The organism is Bacillus sp. LQ16, assembly GCF_057784645.1.
This window is the reverse complement of the sequence record NZ_CM173491.1, coordinates 1,816,031-1,838,807: the sequence shown is the minus strand read 5'-3', so window position 1 is coordinate 1,838,807 and position 22,777 is coordinate 1,816,031. Positions and strand designations below refer to the sequence as shown.

Here is a 22,777-nt window from a genome sequence, read left to right as displayed (position 1 = left end):
TTCTATTAAATAAGCAAATCAAACAAAACAGGGTTTTTATTAAGTTCCATAAATTGAATATTATTTTCTTTAAAGCGAGTAATTAATTGCTCATAATCTTCTTTATGTTTTAATTCTACGCCGACTAATGCTGGACCATTTTCTTTATTATGTTTCTTAATATACTCAAAGCGCGTAATGTCATCTTCTGGTCCTAATCCTTTATCAAGAAATTCTCTTAGCGCACCTGAACGCTGCGGAAATTCAATGATAAAGTAATGTTTCAGTCCTTCATACATGAGCGAACGCTCTTTCATTTCTTGCATTCTATCAATATCATTATTTCCACCACTTAGCGTACATACAACTGTTTTACCTTTTATTTCATCTCTATATAAATCAAGCGCTGCAATAGAGAGTGCACCAGCCGGTTCAGCTACAATCGCATTTTTCTTATACAGTTCTAAAATCGTCGTACAAACTTTCCCCTCTGGTACTAAAATAATATCGTCAATTACATCTTTACAAGTTTCAAATGTTAACTTTCCTACTTTTTTAACAGCTGCCCCATCAACAAAGCTATCTATTTTCTCCAATGCTACATTTTCATTTTGAAGAAAAGCCTCTTTCATAGATGCAGCTCCCATTGGCTCTACACCAATAACCTTTGTAGTAGGACTAACACCTTTTACATATGTACCAACTCCTGATGCTAATCCACCACCACCGATTGCTGTAAAGATATAATCAACCGGTTTCTCCATATCATGCATAATTTCAACTGCCACTGTCCCTTGACCAGCAACTACATACGGATCATCAAACGGATGAACAAATGTCATTCTATTTTCTTCACAATAACACTGTGCTTCTTGGAAAGAGCTATCGAATGTATCACCAACTAATACAATCTCTACGAAATCACCACCGAAAAATTGTACTTGTGATACTTTTTGTTTCGGTGTTGTTGTGGGCATAAATATTTTTGACGGAATCTTCAATAAATTACACGTATAAGCAACTCCTTGCGCATGATTACCAGCACTTGCACAAACAACACCGTTTTGTAACTTTTCTTTCGGTAAACTTTGAATCAAATTGTATGCACCACGAATTTTGAAAGAGCGAATTAATTGTAAGTCTTCTCGTTTTACATAAACGTCACAATCATATTTCTCAGATAAAACTGTATCACGTTGTAACGGTGTTTTAATAACGATATCTTTCATGCAATTATGGGCCATTAAGATATCTTCAATTTTCACTCTCTCCTTTACCTTTTGCACCATTATATATCATCCTTATCTCTTTTAAATTGGCTCAATCAAAATTCGGGATTTTCAGAACAGCCCCTGTATTCGCCGATGTTACCATTTGTGCATAACGTCCAAGCCAGCCAGTTTTCACTTTCGGTTCTGGTCGTTTCCATTCTTTTTTACGCTTTTCTAATTCCTCATCACTCACCCTTACTTCTAGCAAGCGTTCTTCAACATCAATACATACAATATCCCCTTGTTCAAGAAGTGCAATCATCCCGCCCGCTGCTGCTTCTGGTGAAATATGTCCTACTGAAATTCCACGTGAAGCTCCAGAAAAACGTCCATCTGTTAATAATGCAACCTCAGCACCTAATCCCATTCCAGCAATTGCTGATGTTGGTGCTAACATTTCTGGCATACCAGGGCCACCTCTTGGTCCTTCATAACGAATGACAACTACATCTCCTTTTTTCACTTTCCCAAGCATTATGCCAGCAAGTGCCTCATCTTGTGAATTAAAAATAACGCAAGGTCCTTCAAAACGCTTTACTTCTGTTGCACCGCTTTTAATAACTGCTCCATCTTTCGCAAGGTTGCCTTTTAATATACGCAATCCTCCTTCCTCACTATGAGGGTTTTCGAGAGAGTGAATAACTTCCTTATCTTTAATCTCTGCCTCAGCAATATTTTCTCTTAATGTTTGCCCAGTAGCAGTTATTCGATCAAGATGAAGTACTCCTTCTTTCCGGCTCATCTCTTTCAAAATTGCACTAATCCCGCCCGCACGATCAATATCTTCCATATGCCAATTTGAGGCTGGACTTACTTTACATAAATGAGGTACACGTCTTGAAACTGCATCAATACGGTTCATATCATAATCTAGTCCTGCCTCTTGTGCGAGTGCTAGCGTATGTAATACTGTATTCGTTGATCCGCCCATCGCCATATCAAGTGCAAAAGCATCGTCAATTGCTTCTTCTGTTACAATATCACGCGGCTTAATATCTCTTTCAATTAAAATTTTCAATTTCTCTGCTGCTTGTTTAATTAACTCTTCGCGTCTTGGATCAATTGCTAAAATACTCCCGTTACCAGGAAGAGCTAAACCTAACACTTCACATAAACAATTCATAGAGTTCGCGGTAAACATACCCGAACAAGAGCCACAAGATGGACAGCCATGATCTTCAATATCTTTTAATTCTTCTTCTGAAATTTTCCCAGATTGATAAGCTCCTACTCCTTCAAAAACGGAACTCAGATCAACAACTTCCCCTTTAGATGTTTTTCCTGCTACCATCGGGCCGCCTGAAACAAACACAGTCGGAATATTAATACGTAGTGCAGCCATCATCATACCTGGTGTAATTTTGTCACAGTTTGGGATACAAATCATGCCGTCAAACCAGTGTGCATTTACAACCGTTTCTACTGAATCTGCAATAATTTCACGACTCGGAAGAGAATAACGCATACCGATATGTCCCATCGCAATACCATCGTCAACTCCAATTGTATTGAATTCGAATGGTACCATACCTGCCGCGCGAACTGCCTCTTTTACAAGTTTCCCAAACTCGTTCAAGTGTTTATGCCCTGGAATAATTTCAATAAAAGAATTACAAATCGCTATGAAAGGTTTATCAAAATCTTCATCTTTCAAACCAGTTGCTTTTAATAAACTACGGTGCGGTGCTTTATCAAAACCTTTTTTAATCATGTCACTTCTCATCTTGTCAAATCCCCTCTTACATATTTTTCATTTATACTCTCTTACTCTATTTCTTTACTAATTCTTTCGGTGCATGAATCCAGCTCATCATTTCACGAAGCTCTGCTCCCACTTTTTCTAATTGATGATTTTGTTCTGCTTTTTTCATTGCGTTATACGTCGGACGCCCTGCTTGATTTTCTAAAATCCATTTCTTCGCAAATTCACCTTGCTGAATTTCTGTCAGAACACGCTTCATTTCCTTCTTCGTTTCATCTGTAACAATTCTCGATCCTGTTACATAATCTCCAAACTCTGCCGTATCTGAAATAGAATGGCGCATAGTCGTTAATCCACCTTCGTACATTAAGTCAACAATTAGCTTTAATTCATGCAAACATTCAAAGTATGCAATTTCAGGACGATATCCACCTTCCGTTAACGTTTCGAACCCGGCCTTCACAAGTGCAGTTACCCCGCCGCAAAGTACAGCTTGCTCACCGAATAAATCCGTTTCGGTTTCTTCTTGGAATGTCGTTTCAATTACCCCCGCACGTGTACACCCTACACCTTTTGCATACGCCAGTGCTACATGTAGCGCTGTTCCCGTCGCATCTTGATGCACTGCGACTAATGCTGGAACACCATTTCCTTCTTGAAATACACGGCGAACGAGATGACCTGGACTTTTTGGCGCGACCATCGCTACATCTACGTAACTTGGCGGATTAATTTGTCCGAAGTGAATGTTAAATCCATGTGAGAAAAGTAACATTTGTCCTTCACGAAGATTCTCTTCTACCTCTGCTTTATACACATGAGCTTGCTGTTCATCTGGCAATAACATTTGTACAACTTGTGCGGTTCGAACCGCTTCTGAAACAGACATTACTTCAAATCCATCCGCTTTCGCTACTTCATACGACTTACCAGGACGAACACCAACTACAACCTCTACACCAGAATCACGTAAATTTTGTGCTTGCGCATGACCTTGTGATCCATAACCAACTACTGCAACAGTTTTTCCTTGTAATAACTCTACATTTGCATCTTTTTCATAATATGTTTTCATATTCCATACACTCCTTATAATTTATTTACTTGCAGAACATCAATTAATTTTTTCAACTGACTAACAAGTAATGTCGCTTCATTTTCAGTACAAACTGCTGTGAGTTTCATTTCAGAAACACCACTAGTATCTCTTTCTTTTAAATGTAAAGAAGAAATATAATAACCACGCCGAGCAAAAATCCCACTTATACGTAATAAGACGCTTGGCTCGTTATGAATAACGAGTGAAAAAGTATGACTCATTCTTCCCACCTCTTCATAATCATTTCGTTATTCCCTTTGTTTGGCGGAACCATCGGAAATACGTTTTCACCTTCTTCTACACAAAAATCAACTACGACAGGACCTTCGTGAGCAAATGCTTCTAACATCACTTGTTTTGCCTCGGTTGAATTTGTTGCTCTTAATCCCTTTACTCCATAAGCTTCTGCTACTTTCACAAAATCTGGTGATCCAATTTTTGATTCTGATAAACGATTTTCATAAAACATTTCTTGCCATTGCCTTACCATCCCTAAAAATTTGTTATTTATGATAAATACTTTTACAGGGATGTTATTTTCAGCAATTGTTTGTAGTTCTTGAATGTTCATTTGAAAAGAAGCGTCACCTGCAATACAAATGACAAGTTCTTCTTTTTTAGCTAGCTGAGCACCAATTGCTGCTGGAAAACCAAACCCCATTGTTCCTAATCCTCCAGAGGTAAGGAACGTCCGAGGTTTTCTTGCTTTATAGAAGTGAGCAGCCCACATTTGATGCTGACCTACTTCTGTTGTGACAATCGCTTCACCATTCGTTAATTCACTTACTAAGTTGATTACATGCTGTGGTTTTAACTCAGATTCTTTTTGCTTATAAGAAAGTGGATATTCTTCTTTCCATGTCTTTATTTTCTGAAGCCATTCGTCTGTTTGTGTATAAATAGACATATGTAACAGCATGTGTAACGCTTTTTTTACATCACCAACAATCGGATGTTCTACAGTTACATTTTTATGAAACTCAGAAGAATCAATATCAATATGTACTTTTTTCGAGTGCGGAGAAAAAAGTTCTAATTTTCCTGTTACACGATCATCGAAGCGAACACCTAATGCAAGTAGTAAATCACAATCTGTTACCGCCATATTAGCAGCGTATGTCCCATGCATACCAAGCATCCCTAGAAACAATGGATCATCCGGTGGATATGCACCAAGTCCCATTAAAGTTGAAACGACTGGAATACGGTTCTCCCTTGCGAATTCGAAGAGTTCATCGGATCCACCTGAATGAATGACACCTCCTCCAATATAAAGAAGTGGACGCTTAGATTTTGAAATTGCTTTAGCCACCTCTCTAAGTTTCATGTTGTCTGGTACAAGTTCTGGTTTGTACCCCGGAATATCAACTTCTTCATTAAAGAAACTGGTGACTTTTGCATTTTGAACATCTTTTGGAATATCAATTAATACTGGTCCCGGGCGCCCGCTTTTGGCGATATAAAAAGCTTCTTGCACAATTCGTGATACATGATTCACATCACGAACCTGGTAATTATGCTTCGTAACAGGTACTGTAATTCCGACAACATCCGCTTCTTGAAATCCATCTTTACCAATTAAAGGCGTTGCAACTTGCCCGGTAATGACAACTAAAGGAATCGAATCCATATAAGCGTCTGCTAAACCCGTAACTAAATTTGTCGCCCCTGGGCCAGAGGTAGCAAAGACTATCCCAACCTTTCCAGAAGCTCTCGCATATCCTTCAGCCGCATGAATGGCAGCTTGTTCATGACGAGTTAAAACATGTTTCAAACCACTTTCGTATAACGCATCGTATACTGGTAAAATCGCTCCGCCTGGATAGCCGAAAACGGTCGTTACACCCAATTTCTTCAAACATTGAATCACGTGCCCAGCGCCTGTCATTTCTTCATACTGTAATTTCTCATACGCTGTATACTGCTGCTTCATTTCCATTAACTCCTCTCCTTATTTACGCTAAGCTTTCCGTCAGCCCGGGAACACGTACTCCTCTTTCTCTCGTTAATTTTTTAAATTCTTCGGTCAATTGTTTCGTTACACTTCCTGGTTTCCCATCTCCAATTTCTCTGGAATCAACTTTTACAACTGGAATTAACTCCGCTGCTGTTCCTGTTAAAAATACTTCATCCGCTACATATACATCATGGCGAGTGAACGGTCTTTCCTCACACGGAATACTCAGTCGCTCACATAGCTCGATAACACTATTTCTCGTAATACCTTCTAATGCTCCTAAATAGGATGGCGGGGTTAATACTTTTCCATCTTTCACAACGAAAACATTATCACCAGAACCTTCACAAACATATCCTTGTTGATTTAACATAAGAGCCTCTAACACTCCTGCTTGTGCTGCTTCAATTTTTACAAGTACGTTATTTAAATAATTCATTGACTTAATACGTGGATCTAACGCATCTGGCGTATTACGTCTTGATGCAACCGATACAACGCTTAGCCCATTATCATAAAATTCTTGTGGGAATAACTTTAATTGTTCTGCAATGATAATTACGCTCGGCTTCACACAACTTCTCGGATCGAGCCCTAAGTCACCTTTTCCTCTTGAGACAATTAAGCGAATGTAAGCATCAGTATATTCGTTTTTTTGGAGTGTATGTAAAACTGCTTCTTCCATTTCTTCTACCGTCATTGGAATTGTTAGTAAAATAGATTTCGCTGATTCATACAATCGTTTCACATGTTCTTTTAAACAAAATACATTTCCTCCGTAACTACGAATCCCTTCAAATACACCGTCTCCGTATAAAAAACCGTGATCATATACTGAAACAACTGCCTTTTCTTTTTCTACAAATTCCCCATTCATGTAAATGTACTGGTTTCCCATCTCACATCGCTCCTCTTTTTTTCTCTATTTTTTGCAATCTATTTCTACATCGATTGCTGAGATGAGTATTTTTAACAGAATATTCAGTATATAAACCTTAAAAATATACTCGTCTCAACAATCGATTACTTACATACTTGTAGCAATCCATTGCTGAGACGAGGGAATCGTGGTACCACTCAGCTTCCTTATACTTCTCACGAAATATAAGCTCTGCAAGTCCAATTAGACTTTTGTTTTTCTATCGGGAACAACCCCGCTACTTTTTACTAGTTTTCAAAAGTAGTGCTCCAAGGTGATTTTCAATGAGTGAATTGTTACCACCCTCACAGCCTTGGGGCAGCTCTCTGAAACAATCTTTATCATTTACTCTCCTCTTCTACGCATTCTCTTCTTCTATTTTTAAAAATAAAAACTCTCGCCTCAGCAATCAACTACTACAATTTAGTAGCTTTGATTGCTGAGGCGAGAGTTTCGCGTTACCACTCAGCTTCCTTATACTTCTCACGAAATATAAGCTTTGTAGGTCCAATCAGACCTCCGTCCTTTTACCGGAGACGATGCCGCCGCCCTCTACTCAGTTTCCCTTTCGCAAGCGATGCTCCGAGGTGATCTTCAATGATTCGATTGTTACTACCCTCACAGCCTTGGAGTAGCTCTCTGAAACGATCATAATCATCTACTTTCCTCTTCTTTGCATATACAATATATAAAGTTAGAAAATTCTTAATTAACTTTTATTTGTTACACGTATTATAGGACGTTGTTCTTTTCCTTGTCAACATGTTTTTTCAAAAAAATCAAAATTCATTCTATTTATTTTTTCTCAAATCAAAATTGGAATGCATTACTTACATACACTCATATATTACTTAAGTATGTTTGCATTACTACATAAAGAAAAACTTATAAAGTTTATGAGGAGATGAGGAAACTATGTTAAAAGGGAAAGTAGCGTTAGTTACAGGAGCAAGCCGAGGAATTGGACGAGCAATCGCTAAACGTTTAGCAAATGACGGTGCATTGGTTGCTGTTCATTACGGTAATCGAAAAGATGACGCTGAAGAAACTGTTCATGAAATTCAATCAAATGGTGGCCAAGCTTTTTCTATCGGCGCAAATTTAGAATCCTTACACGGTGTAGAAAACCTTTATAAAGCTTTAGATACTGAATTACAAAAGCACACTGGTGAAACACAATTTGATATTTTAATAAATAATGCTGGCATTGGTCCTGGTGCTTTTATTGAAGAAACGACTGAACAATTTTTTGATAGAATGTTTTCAGTAAATGCAAAAGCACCATTCTTTATCATTCAACAAGCACTGCCACGTTTACGTGACAATAGCCGAATTATTAATATTTCATCCGCTGCGACCCGCATTTCTTTACCTGATTTTGTTGCATATAGTATGACGAAAGGCGCTATTAATACAATGACTTTTACGCTAGCAAAACAGCTTGGAGCACGAGGAATAACGGTGAATGCAATACTTCCAGGATTTATTAAAACAGATATGAATGCAGAACTCTTGAGCGACCCGATGATGAAGCAGTACGCTACTACTATTTCCGCTTTCAATCGCTTAGGTGAAGTAGAAGACATTGCCGATACTGCTGCATTCCTTGCTTCTCCAGACAGCCGCTGGGTTACTGGACAATTAATTGATGTGAGCGGAGGATCTTGTTTGTAAAAAACATATATTTTCAAATCTTTTTTATTGCGCAATAAAACAATTTATATAATACTATATAAAACATATACATTTAGGAGGATTACAGCAATGTCCGAAAAAACATACGAACTCGCAACCTTCGCAGGCGGTTGCTTTTGGTGCATGGTAAAACCATTTGATGAACTTCCTGGTATTCATAAAGTACTTTCTGGCTATGCAGGAGGTCATGTAGAAAACCCAACATATGAACAAGTAAAAGCTGGAACATCTGGACATTTAGAAGTTGTTCAAATTACATTCGATCCTTCTATTTTTCCTTATCAGAAATTACTAGACTTATATTGGCCACAAATCGATCCAACTGATGATGGCGGACAATTTTTTGACCGTGGTCCATCTTATCGTACCGCTATTTTTTATCATAACGAAACACAAAAAGGGCTTGCTGAAAAATCAAAACAAGCTCTTGCAGAAAGCGGTATGTTTAAAGATCCAATCGTGACTGAAATTCGTCCTGCTGCACCTTTTTACGAAGCAGAGGAATACCACCAACATTTCTATAAAAAGAATCCAGAGAAATATGCTACTGAGCAAAAAGAATCTGGGCGTGAAGACTTTATAAAAGAAAATTGGCAAAAAAAATAATAAAAACGCATCGTGCTTTTTGAGTACGATGCGTTTTTATTTTTGATAAAAGTACCATACAATTAATAGAACAATTGCTGTTAGTGACCAAAGTACTATCTCGTTTTTCACTCTATTCTTTTTCTTAGTCATTTCATTCCCTCCTAAAAACTATTGAACATATTCAATTTTTTCTTTGTTTAATTGTCCATCTTATATACGTGAATACATCCTTACAAATTCTAATAGCAAGACCACCAATAATTCCGATTGCAATGGAAATTACTAGCATCTGTCCAAAACTAAAAGAATTTGTGTACATTATGTAGAGAACGATACATATAAGTAAAACATCCGGTAAAGAAAGTAAAAACCTTTTAAGCATTCCTTTATCTCCTCTATACTTTTTAATTTATATCTTCTACTGTAATTTTGAAATAAAATTTGTTCAAAAATTCCATTTACACCCTCATTTTATGAAAAATAATAAGAATCCCTTTTCAAAAGAGATTCTTATTCAGCAGATTTAAGTTTAATTATTTTCTACATATCCTATTCCATAATTACTCCTAAAATAGAATAATATTACTAATGATTTATTGTAAATTGACTATTTGCCAGGCAACCGAATGTCGCGCCAGCTACCTACATCGCATTGGCCAAATTCATTATTACCTACCGCGATCACCGTGCCGTCTGATTTTAGTCCGACTGTATGTGCACAACCAGCCGCTATCGCTACAATATCTCTCCAATCACTTACGTTACATTGACCATACTCATTCCAACCCACTGCCACCACGGTACCGTTTGATTTAAGTCCGATTGTATGATTCGTACCAGCCGCTATTGCTACAATATCTCGCCAGCCACTTACATCACACTGGTTATGTTTATCATTCCCCACTGCTGTCACCGTACCGTCTCGTTTAAGACCAACAGTATGAAGATACCCAGCCTTGACCGCTACAATACCTCGCCAGCTACTTACATTGCATTGACCATATCGATTATTCCCCACAGTCGTCAATGTGCCGTCCAATTTAAGACCGACTGTATGCCAGTCACCCGCTGTGACTGCCACAATACCTTGCCAACTGCTTACATTGCATTCTCCTTCTTTATTTCGGCCCACCGCTACTACCGTGCCATCCGATTTCAGGCCAATAGTACGACGCCACCCTGCCGCAACCGCTACAATATTATGCCAATCGTTTACATCACATTGTTCATGCTTATTCCAACCCACTGCTACCGCAGTACTGTCACATGTAAGACCGATTGTATGAGCATTACCCGTGTTCGTTGCCATATGAACATTGCCCACTGCGACTGCTTCAATATCTCGCCAGCCACTTACATTACATTCCCCTTCTTTATTCCGGCCCACCGCTACTACCGTGCCATCCGATTTCAGGCCAACTGTATGACAACGCCCCGCCGCTATCATATCTTTGGGCCATCGCTTCACTTTTTCTTTCGATAAAAGGTAATCCATGTTTTACCTCCTTGCATATAAGCAACTGTATCATAATAGATATTTTTATCAAATTTCATTATAAATCTACATTTACAAAGAAAGCTTATTTTACTTCTTCAAAAAATAAAAACCTCCAGTTTAAATACTAGAGGTTTTCTCGTTATTTCTTCAAGCGTTCAATAAAATCGTTCAATTTATCTAGCGATTTCATATTCTGATTGCAAGCTACACCATCTTTGCAAATGTAGTTTCCCTTTTTAACGAAAGTTCCTGGTACATCGCCTTTAATTTCAACTAAAAACATTCCTACTTCTTCATGTCCATGACATAACGAACAAATGCTTTTTTTATTTAAACTTTGGAACGTTCCTTGCAGACCAACAAATTTATTTTTATCATTTTTCGCTATAATAAATTTCCTGCTTGACCCCTTATCAATCCAGCTTAAATAAGATATTTCTTTCATATCCATTTCTTCCATATCAGGAAGTTTTAACTTTTTCGCTTTAGGAAATAATTTTTTTAATGTTTGTGCTGTAACTTCTTGAAACGGAATTACATACGGATTTATTTTCATTAAAAATGATTCTGCATCTTCTCTATTTTGAACTGTTAATACCGTATCAATTAACTCTTTCTGTTCATCCGTTAAATTCTCAAATACATGTATTATCTTTTCAATCGCAAGCGATTTTAACGCTTGAATTACACCTCTATCATTTGCCGTTGCATGCCCGTTTGCTAAAATATAAGCTTGTGATTTTATAAAATTATATTGATCACTTCTAATAAACGCTTCCATCTTTATCACTCCATACAAATTGTTGATCTAGTTTTATTGTATACAATGATTACGTTTTTTGATATGTAAAAGATAACTTAGAAACAAACATTACATATATCACTTATTCTCTACCGCTGCATTTCCTGACAAAAGAAGCCATCATCTGTTTTCCATTCCGCATATAATACGTCTTCAAATTTAGTAATTCCTTTTTGCTTTATTTGTTTATAAAGCCATCCTTCATCAAATCCCGCTTCCCTCAAATTATCCTTAACTACTTTTCCATCACTAATTAATGAAATTGGTAAGTATACAGGCTTATGTTTTAAACTTAAATCATTTATAGTAGGAGATTCGTATTTACTTTTTTTCAGAACGCTTATGTTTCCGTTCGGTTCCAATATCATATATTCAACTTCTCGGATTGAAAATATATCTTTTTGTTGCCTAAGCATTTGTTGTAATTGGTTTATATCCAAATGATTTACGCTTAATTGTTCACGATCAATCTTTCCGTTACGAATAATAATTGAAGGATACCCTTCAAAAAACCTTCTTGTTCCTCTTACTTTTTGTGTTATCACTTCTATAGTATAAATTAAAATTACCCAAACAAATACTGAATATAAAATAGACCATACTTTAATTTTAGGATCATATATTGAATTTCCAACGAGCTCACCTAGGACGATTGCAGAAATAAAATCAAATGGCGTTAGCTGAGATATTTGTGTTTTCCCTAATATTTTTGTAGCAATTAATAGAACAAAAAAACCAACTAAAAGCTCTATCGTTATTTGTCCAATATGATTCATATATGTTCACCTTTCTACTTTTCAAGTGCTCTGTATACCATTTAATAAAAAAACGGCACATTTTTTCTATTATCATGCCCGTTCACACCTCATATATCCAATACACATAAAACAAAAAGAGTCTGATTCAAAGTAATATATGAATCAGACTCTTTTCCTCTTATTTAGAATACACAATCTTTTTAATCGTTTCCCCAGAAAGAAAATATTCTTCTGCAAGTTGATGAATAGCGATCCCACTTTTAAACGCTTCTTTAATTGCTTTATTTCTTTCATCTAGTTGTTTTCTTCCGCCAGATCGTGTACCCCATTTATAATGTTTCGTTTCTTGTTTCGGAATGTAAATTGTTTCACCTTGTATATACTTTTGAATTTCAGTAATTAAACTCTCTGGTAAAACAGCATTAGCTTTTACGTATTTCATTTCTGCTCGCCCCTTATTTTTTATGGTCCATTTCAATAAGGTGCAAAGCCAAATATAAAAAATGATACGAGCTCATATAGGCGATTGTATATTACTTGTCTACCTCACGCAAAGTATCGCCATTTCCATACTTGGCTTTGCATGAGACGTTGCAGTGTCTGGCAATTGAATTATAATCGCCATATAAACACCTCCTAATATACCTTTTGCATTTTATTATATGATAAATTCCTTCTCCTTGCATCCACACCCTTCTTAAAGCACGAAATTACTTAGTTTGATATAATACTTTTTAACTGAATTAAAAATCATTGTGAGGTTACATTATGAAGAAAAAAATTATTATTACAATCGTTACACTATTCTTTATTATCACGGCATTATTCGGAACATACAAATTGATGAACGCAAGAAGCTTTCAATTATTTGGAGATTTAACACAACGCGTAGAAACAAATGAAAAAGTGATTGCTTTAACTTTTGATGATGGCCCTACTAACAATGTAAAACAAATATTACCGCTACTAGATAAATACAACGCTAAAGCTACTTTCTTTTTAATTGGAAATGAATTAGAGCAAAATTTATCGTTAGGAGAAGCTATCGCGCAATCTGGGCACCAACTTGGAAACCATACATATTCTCATAATAGAATGGTTTTCAAAACACCTTCTTTTATTAAAGATGAAATAGAAAAAACGAATTCATTAATCCGCCAAACAGGATTTACAGACGAAATTGATTTTAGGCCCCCTAACGGTAAGAAGTTAATAGGGCTGCCATATTATTTAAATAAAAACAATATCGAAACAATCACATGGGATCTTGAGCCCGATACTTTTTATAAATCTGCGGCTGATAAAATTAAATACGTTAATAAAAATGTAAAACCAGGTTCTATCATTTTACTGCACTCTATGTATGATGAGTCTAATGAAAATTCACAAACGATTGAAGGTATTTTAGATTCTTTATCTAAGAAGGGCTATCAGTTCGTAACAGTAAATGAATTGCAAAAAAGAGCAAAATAAAAAGGTAGCGTATCTTTGTATGATACGCTACCTTTCTTTTTATATAATGCCAAGTACATTTAAGAATACGATAATAATCGCAATTGGTGCGATATAACGAAGTAAGAATAACCATAATACGAATAGTTTATAACCTTTATTTTTACTTACACCTAGCTCTTTCATTAATACATCTTTCTTCATTTTTAAAGGAACAAAGATAGAAACTAATAATACACCAAGTGGCATTAATACGTTACTTACTGCATAGTCCGCTAAATCAAAGACTGTCTTCCCGAAAATCTTCAGATCACTTAATATACCGAATGATAATGCTGATGGTACCCCAACAACGAAGATTAATAACCCTACGATTAAGGCCATTTTTTCACGTTTCCCTTTACCTTTTGATGTTAACGATGCAACACTAATTTCTAACATCGAAATTGCTGATGTAATCGTAGCGAAGAAGAATAGTAATAAGAAAACAATGAAGAATAATTTTCCGAACGCCATTTTACTGAAAATAGCTGGCAACACGATAAATAATAGTCCCGGCCCTTGAGATGGTTCCATTCCAAATGCGAACACAACTGGGAAAATTGCAAGTCCTGCAAGTAATGTAATAACAAGAGTTAAGGCTACGATAGAAAATGCTGAACGTGGTAAGCTTTCTTCTTTCGGTAAGTACGAGCTATACGTTACCATAACGGCTACCCCGACAGATAATGAGAAGAACGATTGCCCCATTGCGTATAATATAACTTCTGATGTTACATGTGAGAAATCAGGTTGTAAGAAGAAACGAACGCCTTCTCCAGCACCATCTAATGTAAGTGCACGAACGATTAATACAAAGAATAAAACGAATAATGCTGGCATGAAATATTTATTTACTTTTTCAACACCATTTTGTACACCTTTACTTACGATGAAAATAGTAATAAGGATGAATAATAGCTGTGATCCAACTGCTAAATATGGATTGGAAATGATTTCACCAAACGTAGCTTCGTATGCTCCATTTCCTTCCCATAGTCTACCTGTAATTGCATTCCATAAATATAATAAAATCCAGCCTCCTACAACACTGTAGAAAGAAAGTAATATGAAACATGTTACAATTCCTAATTTACCTAACCAAGGCCATAACGTTTTAGGAGCAATCTCTCTATATGCATCGACAGCCTCTTTTTGTGTACTTCTTCCAATAACAAATTCAGCTAATAATAGCGGTAAACCAATTAATAATGTGAAACCGATGAAAATTAGGAAGAACGCTCCGCCTCCTCCAATGCCGGCCATATATGGGAATTTCCAAATCGCCCCAAGACCAATTGCCGAACCTGCTGCAGCTAATACGAAACCTAATTTCGATGTCCATTGCTGTGAATTCATTTGTTAATCTCCTCTCTATCTCTTTTTCTTTGTTACAATTCGGTATTTATATTGTTCTATCAATACTCTTTTCTAATACGTTCACTTCCTCCCTAATAAAAAAACGTCCCTACGTAAATACGTAGGGACGACAAAAATATCGCGGTACCACCCTAGTTGTGAAGAACACTAAGAAACCACCTAAATAAAAACGCCCCTACGCAAAAACGTAGGGACGATAAAATATCGCGGTACCACCCTAGTTATGAAGACACAACAAAGTTAGGACCTAAATAAAAAACGTCCCTACGTAAATACGTAGGGACGATAAATATCGCGGTACCACCCTAGTTGTGAAAAAATCTTCACCACTTTATTTGATAACGGTATAAACTACCGTCTTTCATTTCCTCATAATGCGAGATTTATGAAAGATGCTCCAGGACGAACTTCATGAATAATCTATATACTGATTCACACCAACCATCAGCTCTCTGAAATAGGGAGATATTCACTACTATACCCTTTCATTGCCCAAATATTATTTTCCGAATTGATTACTATCATTTTTATCACACATTAAAAATAGTGTCAACTTATATTTCGAATTTTTATGTATTACAATCTATTTAAAAATTCGAAATATAAGTTTTAGTTTAGAAAACAAGTAGCTTAGTACATAACGAATTCTAACAGGCAATAGAAAAAGAATTACGTATTATTGATACTTATTCAATAATACAAATCATCTAGAAACATAACCTGTCTCTCTGTATTCATTTTTTAAGAGTTTGATGGATACCAAGAAAATTTCGCATCACTATCCAGTGGTCTATTTTTCGTTTCTTCTTTAATTACACGAAACCATTCATTTAGAATTTGAGTTTTGGGCAATTGAGCAGCAAGGCTATCTTCCCAAATTATATGTGAGAACCAGGCTTTCGTTTCCCATTCAAACTGCAATTGTGCGAACGAAATTATAGGGTGATCAGCTCCACGAAATTGCTCATTTACTGCATTTGAAACTTCTGGAGCTTGCGGTAACAACTCGTTCTGAATTCTATTTCTTATCGTCTCATTTTCTAGCTGATCCCAGAAATACAATTGCCCATTTATTTGATAAAAAATATCAAATGAAGCCTCACCTTTCTTCAAATTCAATAACACGAAGGCACGTTCCACATCATTGTCAGCCGCTTTTACAGCATTAACAATTATATTTTGTGCCATTGATACCCAGTAACTAGTCGCTTCCTCTACCGGTGATTCAACATACAATTCTTCACTTAATTCATGAAGAGTAGCTTCTTGCTCATTTACTTTTTCAACTTTTTAAAAAAACCTATTAAAAAAACCCATAACTTCCCCCTTATTACTATTTTCTATTTCACAAAATAAAAAATAGATTTTTCTTGCTCATCCACATTTACTCCTGGCGCGTATGTATGAACTTGTTGCAACACTTCTTCTATTAGCAACTCTAACTCCTGCACACTATTTTCTGGACTCCCTATTAATGTGTCCGCCATACGTTCATATAAATTTTCAGGTTTAATAGTCATTCGTTCCACATTATTAGGCATCCATTTAAACGCTGGATGATGTACATACATTTTATTCAAACCAAATAAAACACCGAATACGTTCCTTTGTACTTCGCAAATAACATCATAAAGCATAAGCCAATCTTTCCGTTTTAAAAGCGCCTTTCGATTGTGCCAACGATTACTTAACCATAGATTTTCTGAAATCATTCGTTTTACTAGTTCATCTGGATATACCACTACTCTATCTTTTAATTCATTCACTTTCCCTTCTCCATACAAACTAACACCATCATGAACGGATGATACAATACATTGTTTTTCATAACTTATATCATATTGATCCACCACATCCGAAATCACTTTCTCTACCGTCTCTGTTAAAAAGTTACTAATCTCTAATTTAATTCCCTCTTTCGTTAAATACGTTTCCGACCATTCTTCTTCCTCATACGGATGATACGATAATATTGTCCCATCAATATGATGAATAGGGGCCCTACGATCCTCATCTTCTGGCGGTGTTGACCATAAAATATGTAATTCTATATCTGAATGTTCATCTTCAAGCTTTCTAGCTACTGAACCCGCTAAAATAATGGCTTCTACTTTCGGATTTTGCCTATAGATCTCTGACATCTCTATTGCTTTCTCTTTTAATCCCATTTCATTTCCCCCTAAAATTGCAGTAATCCCCTATACTGCATTTATCTATTTCGATATTATAGCTTGCATTACCTTTTCAAATTCCTACTACATCATATTTCTATCCAAAAGCGCTGAATAACTTCACCAGTACGAGAAGAAACTACTTCATTTTCTAACACACCGCCAACCTTTTGAATCGTTTTAGCAGAACCGATATTGGATTCATCACAAGTTATTAATACTTTCTGCAATCCTAATTTTTGCGCTTCAGCTAATGCAAGTTGTAGTTGTTTCGTAGCGTAACCGTGGCGACGTTTATTTGGATGGACACTATATCCAATATGACCGCTTTCCCGTAATAATTCTGGATTTAATCTATGTCTAATATTCACAAAACCTATAAGTTCCCCTTTTTCAAAACTTAAAAACTGACTAGATGGCACTCGATTAGCTAGTAAATTTTCTCCTAGTTCTTGTTTACTCACTTTTTCAAACCATTCATCAAGAGAATCAAATTTTTGTAAAGAACTACTTCCATGTGGTTGTTCCCCTGAGTTTAAAAACGCGTGTCTATACGCTGTAATATGCTCACTATATTCATGGGTTGGTTTTAATAGTTTCATTGTTCTTCTCCCCTCTTCATTCCATAAAACAAACACCTTAATAGTAGCTATTCACTATTAAGGTGTTTCTATCCTTTTTATTCAAATAACCCCATGCTCAAATAACGTTCACCTGTATCAGGCGCAATACATAAAACTTTTTTACCAGCGCCTAGACGTTTCGCTATCATGATTGCAGCGTAAACAGATGCTCCGGAAGACGGCCCAACTAATAATCCCTCTTGTCTAGCTAAGTTTCTCATTGTCGTTAAAGCCTCTTCGTCTGCAATTTGAATAATTTCGTTATACACTTCTGTATTTAAGTTTTTCGGGATAAACCCTGGGCTTGTTCCTACTAGTTTATGAGGACCTGGTACACCACCTGATAAAACGGGAGATCCTTTCGGTTCCACTACTGCAATATATAAGTTTGGTAATTTCTCTTTTAACGTTTCACCAGTCCCTGTAATCGTTCCGCCTGTTCCTGCCGTTGCAACAAAAGCGTCCAGCTCTCCATCCATTTGTTCGTAAATTTCAAGCGCAGTCGTATAACGGTGAATATTCGGATTAGCTGGATTTTCAAATTGTTGCGGGATAAAACTATTCGGTATTTGTTTTTGCAGTTCTAACGCCTTCGCAATTGCTCCTGGCATTCTTTGTTCTGCTGGTGTTAAAACTACTTCTGCTCCGTATGCTTTCAATAAATTAATACGCTCTTTTGACATATTATCTGGCATAATTAAAATCGCTTTATACCCTTTAGCTGCTGCATTCATCGCTAAACCAATCCCTGTATTCCCGCTTGTCGGTTCAATAATTGTATCTCCTGGTTTGATGAGACCATTTTCTTCTGCAACGTGAAGTAAATTATAAGCAGCACGGTCTTTCACACTGCGCGATGGATTAAACATTTCTAGTTTCACATACACATCTGCTGCGTCTTCCGGAATAACTTTAGATAATCGGACGACAGGTGTATCTCCTATTAATTCCGTAACGTTTTCACACAATTTCATAGCGCATCCCCTATTCTATCGTTTTCTTATCACTTGGCAGTAACCATGAAGTGAGTCCAATTAATGGTAGACAACTACATAATAGCATAATAAATTGCAGGCTATATATATCTGCTAATTTCCCAAGAACTACAGCACCTAATGCTCCAAGTCCAAACGCAAGACCTACGATTAATCCTGACACCATTCCCACTTTTCCAGGTACAAGCTCTTGTGCATATACAACAATTACACTAAAACTACTTGAACTAATAAAACCGATACATAAAAATAACGGTACGACCCACACAAGTGAGACATGTGGTAATAACAGTGCAAGTGGCGCTGAACCTAACATTGAAAATACGATGATATTTTTCTTACCAAATCGATCTGCTAACGGTCCTCCGAAGAAAGTTCCTAACACACCAGCAATCATAAATGCGAATACGAAATACTGGGCATTTTTTATAGATAAACCGTAATGCTCTATTAAGTAAAATTGATAGAAATTCCCGATACCAGCACCGTACCAAGAGCGTACAAAAGTAAGAAAAACAAGAAGTATAATAACGAATTTAATGTGTGTACTTACAATTGCATTTTCCGCCTCAAGTGCAGCCCTCTTCTTCCTTCTTACAGCACCGGTTGCTAATTCATTTTTGTACCAGTTCGATACGAAAATTAATAATACAATTCCTACTGCTGCAAATGCTGTAAAACCTAATGAACCAATTTGACCGAGTGGAACGAAAATTAGCGCTGTAAAAATAGGAGCTAAAGAATTCCCCGTGTTTCCCCCAACTTGATAAATTGCTTGTGCTAACCCTCGTTTTGCACCTGCCGCCATATACGCAACACGAGCGCCTTCTGGATGAAAGACCGCGGAACCTAAACCAATAAATAAAACAGAAATAATAACAATAATAAAGTTTGGTGCAAACGCGAGTCCAATCATTCCAAGCATACTTGAAAACATGCCGAGTGGTAATAAAAATGGTGACGGCTTCTTATCTGAATACATACCAAACACCGGTTGCATAATCGATGACGTCATATTTAATGCAAACGCAATCCACCCTACTTGCATATAGGATAAATTCATCGTTTTTTCCAAAATAGGAAACAACGCCGGCACAACTGCTTGCATCGAATCATTTAAAAAATGCCCAAAGCTAATCGCAAATAAAATTCGATATATTGTCGGTGTTTCTACAGTTTTTTTGTGTGAAACTGCCTGCATATGTGAATCTCCCCTTTCTGTACAAAATATATATTTATTACAGTAGGTGTAATAAATTCTGACTTTTGAAACATTTCTATTCTATACTGCTTTCATTTCTTTTTCCAGAAATATAACTTAACTCCCGTCATTGGCTTGCATCCTTGTAACTTGCAGCGGTAAAACAGTACAAAAAAAGACAACCCAATCACATACTGGGTTGCCTCTTACATTAAATTGCAAAATGCTTATACTTCTCGTAATCACTCGTCTTACATTCTATTTCTAATTTGGTACCTTCGTTTTCGTAACTCGTAGATAAAACGTGTGCATGATTATTGAAATACGAAACTACCTGTCCTTGATCATACGGAATTAACATTTCACATTTCGTATATTCTTTATAAATATGGGAACGAATCATTTCTACAAGCTCTTCAATTCCAACATGTTTCTTCGCAGATAAATACACGCGGTCTTCTTGTACTTTCGGAATTTCAACATCTACCATATCTGATTTGTTATAGGCATAGATTGTTGGAATATTTTCTACTCCAATTTTCTTTAACGTTTCATTTGTAATATCGATTAATTGTTCATAATTTGGATTTGCGTAATCTACGACATGAATAAGTAAGTCTGCTTCCGCTACTTCTTCTAATGTTGAACGGAACGCCTTCACAAGATGATGTGGTAATTTACTTACAAATCCAACTGTATCTGTTAATAAGAATGATTTATTATCTGGCAAATCAATATTTCGTACAGATGTTTCTAACGTCGCAAATAACATATCTTTTTCAAATACTTGTTTTTCTTCTGTACCATTATAAATTTCAAGCATTGCATTCATCGTCGTAGACTTTCCTGCATTCGTATAACCTACTAATGCTACTACAGGTATTTCATTTTTCTTACGTTGCTTTCGCTGCGTTTGACGCTGGGCAACGAGCGCTTCTAAATCTTTATTTAAAACTGAAATTTGTTCTTCAATTTTACGACGATCTAACTCTAACTTCTTCTCACCGACACCTTTATTTTTCGTACCGACGCCGCCGCTCTGTCTTCCTAACGATTCACGAAGACCGATTAAACGAGGCATCATATACTGAAGATGGGCTACTTCTACTTGCAGCTGTGCTTCTTTCGTTTTCGCACGTTGCGCAAAAATATCTAAAATTAAAATGGTACGATCAATTACCTTACAATCTAAATCCTCTTCTAAATTTCGAATTTGTGAAGGAGATAATTCATCATTAAAGATAACCATATTCGCATCTATTTCTTGTACATACGCTGCAACTTCTTCAATCTTTCCTTTTCCGATATAATGCGATGGATTTACTCGTTGTAAATTTTGCGTTACTTGCCCAATTACCTCTACATCACAAGCTTCCGCAAGATTTGTTAACTCTTCCATCGAATATGCAAAATCATCTTCATTACCTACATTTACTCCAACTAAAACTGCTCTTTGTAATACTTCTTCCATATATTTATTCCTCCATTTCGATTACGTAAAATAAAAAACACAGGTCGCTGCCTGTGTTTTCGTAAACGGATAAGGGTTCACCAAAGAAATAGAAGAAAGCTATGCTTTCATCCTATTTTATAGTCAAAAAGTCCCAAGATTGTATACGTATCCACAGTAAGTGTTCACTTATACAATCCCATTCTATTTATAAAGGCAAAACAAAAAGAGGGCGTATTCGTCCCTCCCTCTTTTTCACATATAAGCTTAATAAAGGGTTCCTTTAAAATAGGCAGACCAATCCCGTTCACTCTGTACACAGACAGAGCCTTTGAGCGCTATTCAATTATTGGCACAAAGTATTGAGACGTAATCTGATTAAGATCAAAGGAAGCCCCTCCGTTCATTTTAAGTTACATAAAGTGTAGCATAAGTAATTCGCTTTCACAAGGTTTAACAACCTATATCACACTAAAGAAAATCTTTATATTTTTACTTTAATCGTCATTTTTTGCGAGTTTTTCTCACAATAAAAATAACAAAAACAATCATCAATAACAAACCAATGGAAATAATAACAACTTGCCGCCAATTTAAACCGCTCACCATCTCACCTTTTAAATCCACTTTCTTCGTCGGAACAGACTCTTTTGCAATTTGACTTAAAGCCGCTTTGTCCGCCCCTGCCTCATCCAATCTCTTCGTTCCACTACAACTATTTGTCTGTAATTGTTTTTCTGATCCTCTTTGAGTAGAAAATACTAAGTACTCTCCTCCTTCTACAAAGCGAAACATACAATCACCACCCTTTGTATATACGATAATTTGCGAAGAAGTTGTCCCTTTCCAAATTTTCTTCACTTCAAATAACACTTCAGTTCCAACCCCTGCTTTCCTTCCAACCTCAATTACTTTTCCCTCAAACACTACATCGTTTTTTTGAAATGCATCTTCTGTTGATACTTTAATACAATCACAAGCATAAGATTTCTCTGGAAAAATAATAAGAATAAAGCTACAAATGATGACGACAGGAAACATGTGTAAAATCCTTTTCAAGGAGCTCAACTCCCTTCATTATCAATTTTAGAAACTTCTCGTATATTATTTTTACAGCACTCGCCAAATTCCTTCATAGTAAGTTAAGTATTATCGTTTTAATACAACAAAAATCTTTATTGACATTTTTATAACCTGA

21 protein-coding genes, 1 pseudogene and 2 other annotated features are annotated in these 22,777 nt (G+C 36.3%); of the genes and pseudogenes, 3 read left to right on the top strand and 19 right to left on the bottom strand.

From position 1 onward, the window contains the following. Window positions 1-5: 5 nt before the first annotated feature. The 6 genes from ilvA to ilvE are packed head-to-tail and all read right to left on the bottom strand — an operon-like array spanning window position 6 to window position 6,906. Window positions 6-1,268 (bottom strand): threonine ammonia-lyase IlvA, encoded by a 1,263-nt coding sequence (gene ilvA / locus AC3EMB_RS09380; protein WP_095691085.1) that lies wholly within the window; start codon window positions 1,266-1,268, stop codon window positions 6-8. 31 nt (window positions 1,269-1,299) lie between these two features. Continuing rightward, window positions 1,300-2,973 (bottom strand): dihydroxy-acid dehydratase, encoded by a 1,674-nt coding sequence (gene ilvD / locus AC3EMB_RS09375; RefSeq protein WP_095691086.1) that lies wholly within the window; start codon window positions 2,971-2,973, stop codon window positions 1,300-1,302. Between the two features lie 46 nt (window positions 2,974-3,019). Further along, window positions 3,020-4,027: a ketol-acid reductoisomerase gene (ilvC, locus tag AC3EMB_RS09370; protein WP_000861143.1), complete on the bottom strand. Its 1,008-nt coding sequence runs from the start codon at window positions 4,025-4,027 to the stop codon at window positions 3,020-3,022. Window positions 4,028-4,041: 14 nt separating this feature from the next. Next, window positions 4,042-4,272 carry an ACT domain-containing protein gene (locus AC3EMB_RS09365; RefSeq protein WP_000019909.1) on the bottom strand — a complete coding sequence of 77 codons (231 nt, stop codon included), beginning with the start codon at window positions 4,270-4,272 and terminating at the stop codon, window positions 4,042-4,044. Continuing rightward, window positions 4,269-5,984, bottom strand: a complete 1,716-nt coding sequence (gene ilvB / locus AC3EMB_RS09360) for an acetolactate synthase large subunit (RefSeq protein WP_141241141.1) — start codon at window positions 5,982-5,984, stop codon at window positions 4,269-4,271. Before ilvB ends, AC3EMB_RS09365 begins: the two co-directional genes overlap by 4 nt. A 22-nt stretch (window positions 5,985-6,006) precedes the next feature. Then, the gene (ilvE, locus tag AC3EMB_RS09355; RefSeq protein WP_000528161.1) at window positions 6,007-6,906 is read right to left on the bottom strand and encodes a branched-chain-amino-acid transaminase; all 900 of its coding nucleotides are present in this window, start codon (window positions 6,904-6,906) and stop codon (window positions 6,007-6,009) included. A gap of 151 nt (window positions 6,907-7,057) precedes the next feature. Continuing rightward, window positions 7,058-7,297: a binding site (T-box leader), on the bottom strand. A gap of 545 nt (window positions 7,298-7,842) precedes the next feature. On the opposite strand from ilvE, the gene AC3EMB_RS09350 reads away from it, so the two are divergent. Together AC3EMB_RS09350 and msrA are read left to right on the top strand one after the other, a co-directional pair. Further along, complete coding sequence (locus AC3EMB_RS09350) at window positions 7,843-8,601, top strand: SDR family oxidoreductase (protein WP_088021945.1); 759 nt, start codon at window positions 7,843-7,845, stop codon at window positions 8,599-8,601. Between the two features lie 90 nt (window positions 8,602-8,691). Further along, window positions 8,692-9,228 (top strand): peptide-methionine (S)-S-oxide reductase MsrA, encoded by a 537-nt coding sequence (msrA, locus tag AC3EMB_RS09345; protein ID WP_001291883.1) that lies wholly within the window; start codon window positions 8,692-8,694, stop codon window positions 9,226-9,228. 163 nt (window positions 9,229-9,391) lie between these two features. Here msrA and AC3EMB_RS09340 read toward each other — a convergent pair whose 3' ends face one another. From AC3EMB_RS09340 to AC3EMB_RS09320, 5 genes are all read right to left on the bottom strand, one after another. Continuing rightward, complete coding sequence (locus AC3EMB_RS09340) at window positions 9,392-9,592, bottom strand: hypothetical protein (protein ID WP_000919314.1); 201 nt, start codon at window positions 9,590-9,592, stop codon at window positions 9,392-9,394. A gap of 225 nt (window positions 9,593-9,817) precedes the next feature. Beyond that, window positions 9,818-10,705: an RCC1 domain-containing protein gene (locus AC3EMB_RS09335; RefSeq protein WP_044306973.1), complete on the bottom strand. Its 888-nt coding sequence runs from the start codon at window positions 10,703-10,705 to the stop codon at window positions 9,818-9,820. A gap of 142 nt (window positions 10,706-10,847) precedes the next feature. After that, entirely contained in the window at window positions 10,848-11,489 is a 642-nt protein-coding gene (locus AC3EMB_RS09330) for a FusB/FusC family EF-G-binding protein (protein WP_000387074.1), read from the bottom strand. A 110-nt stretch (window positions 11,490-11,599) separates the two neighbouring features. Then, window positions 11,600-12,286 (bottom strand): DUF421 domain-containing protein, encoded by a 687-nt coding sequence (locus AC3EMB_RS09325; protein ID WP_001015543.1) that lies wholly within the window; start codon window positions 12,284-12,286, stop codon window positions 11,600-11,602. A 160-nt stretch (window positions 12,287-12,446) separates the two neighbouring features. After that, window positions 12,447-12,710 (bottom strand): CD3324 family protein, encoded by a 264-nt coding sequence (locus AC3EMB_RS09320; protein ID WP_000878325.1) that lies wholly within the window; start codon window positions 12,708-12,710, stop codon window positions 12,447-12,449. A 326-nt stretch (window positions 12,711-13,036) separates the two neighbouring features. On the opposite strand from AC3EMB_RS09320, the gene AC3EMB_RS09315 reads away from it, so the two are divergent. Next, the gene (locus AC3EMB_RS09315) at window positions 13,037-13,741 is read left to right on the top strand and encodes a polysaccharide deacetylase family protein (RefSeq protein ID WP_488517648.1); all 705 of its coding nucleotides are present in this window, start codon (window positions 13,037-13,039) and stop codon (window positions 13,739-13,741) included. 39 nt (window positions 13,742-13,780) lie between these two features. On the opposite strand, the gene AC3EMB_RS09310 is transcribed toward AC3EMB_RS09315, so the two are convergent. From AC3EMB_RS09310 to AC3EMB_RS09275, 8 genes and pseudogenes are all read right to left on the bottom strand, one after another. Next, entirely contained in the window at window positions 13,781-15,118 is a 1,338-nt protein-coding gene (locus tag AC3EMB_RS09310) for a sodium-dependent transporter (protein ID WP_001088187.1), read from the bottom strand. A 296-nt stretch (window positions 15,119-15,414) separates the two neighbouring features. Continuing rightward, window positions 15,415-15,637 (bottom strand) — a binding site (T-box leader). 243 nt (window positions 15,638-15,880) lie between these two features. Further along, window positions 15,881-16,456: pseudogene (locus AC3EMB_RS09305) on the bottom strand (hypothetical protein). 23 nt (window positions 16,457-16,479) lie between these two features. After that, window positions 16,480-17,307, bottom strand: coding sequence for a DUF4037 domain-containing protein (locus tag AC3EMB_RS09300; RefSeq protein WP_053564775.1), 828 nt, complete (start codon window positions 17,305-17,307; stop codon window positions 16,480-16,482). Window positions 17,308-17,399: 92 nt separating this feature from the next. Beyond that, on the bottom strand, window positions 17,400-17,912 hold the full coding sequence (locus tag AC3EMB_RS09295; protein ID WP_095691090.1) for a GNAT family N-acetyltransferase: 513 nt from the start codon (window positions 17,910-17,912) through the stop codon (window positions 17,400-17,402). Window positions 17,913-17,989: 77 nt separating this feature from the next. Next, entirely contained in the window at window positions 17,990-18,907 is a 918-nt protein-coding gene (gene cysK, locus AC3EMB_RS09290; RefSeq protein WP_488517647.1) for a cysteine synthase A, read from the bottom strand. Between the two features lie 10 nt (window positions 18,908-18,917). Continuing rightward, on the bottom strand, window positions 18,918-20,129 hold the full coding sequence (locus AC3EMB_RS09285) for an MFS transporter (RefSeq protein WP_001149399.1): 1,212 nt from the start codon (window positions 20,127-20,129) through the stop codon (window positions 18,918-18,920). Window positions 20,130-20,340: 211 nt separating this feature from the next. After that, window positions 20,341-21,600, bottom strand: a complete 1,260-nt coding sequence (gene hflX, locus AC3EMB_RS09280) for a GTPase HflX (RefSeq protein WP_000393281.1) — start codon at window positions 21,598-21,600, stop codon at window positions 20,341-20,343. Between the two features lie 483 nt (window positions 21,601-22,083). Then, window positions 22,084-22,620, bottom strand: coding sequence for a cobalamin biosynthesis protein CbiN (locus AC3EMB_RS09275; RefSeq protein ID WP_488517774.1), 537 nt, complete (start codon window positions 22,618-22,620; stop codon window positions 22,084-22,086). Window positions 22,621-22,777: the final 157 nt, after the last annotated feature.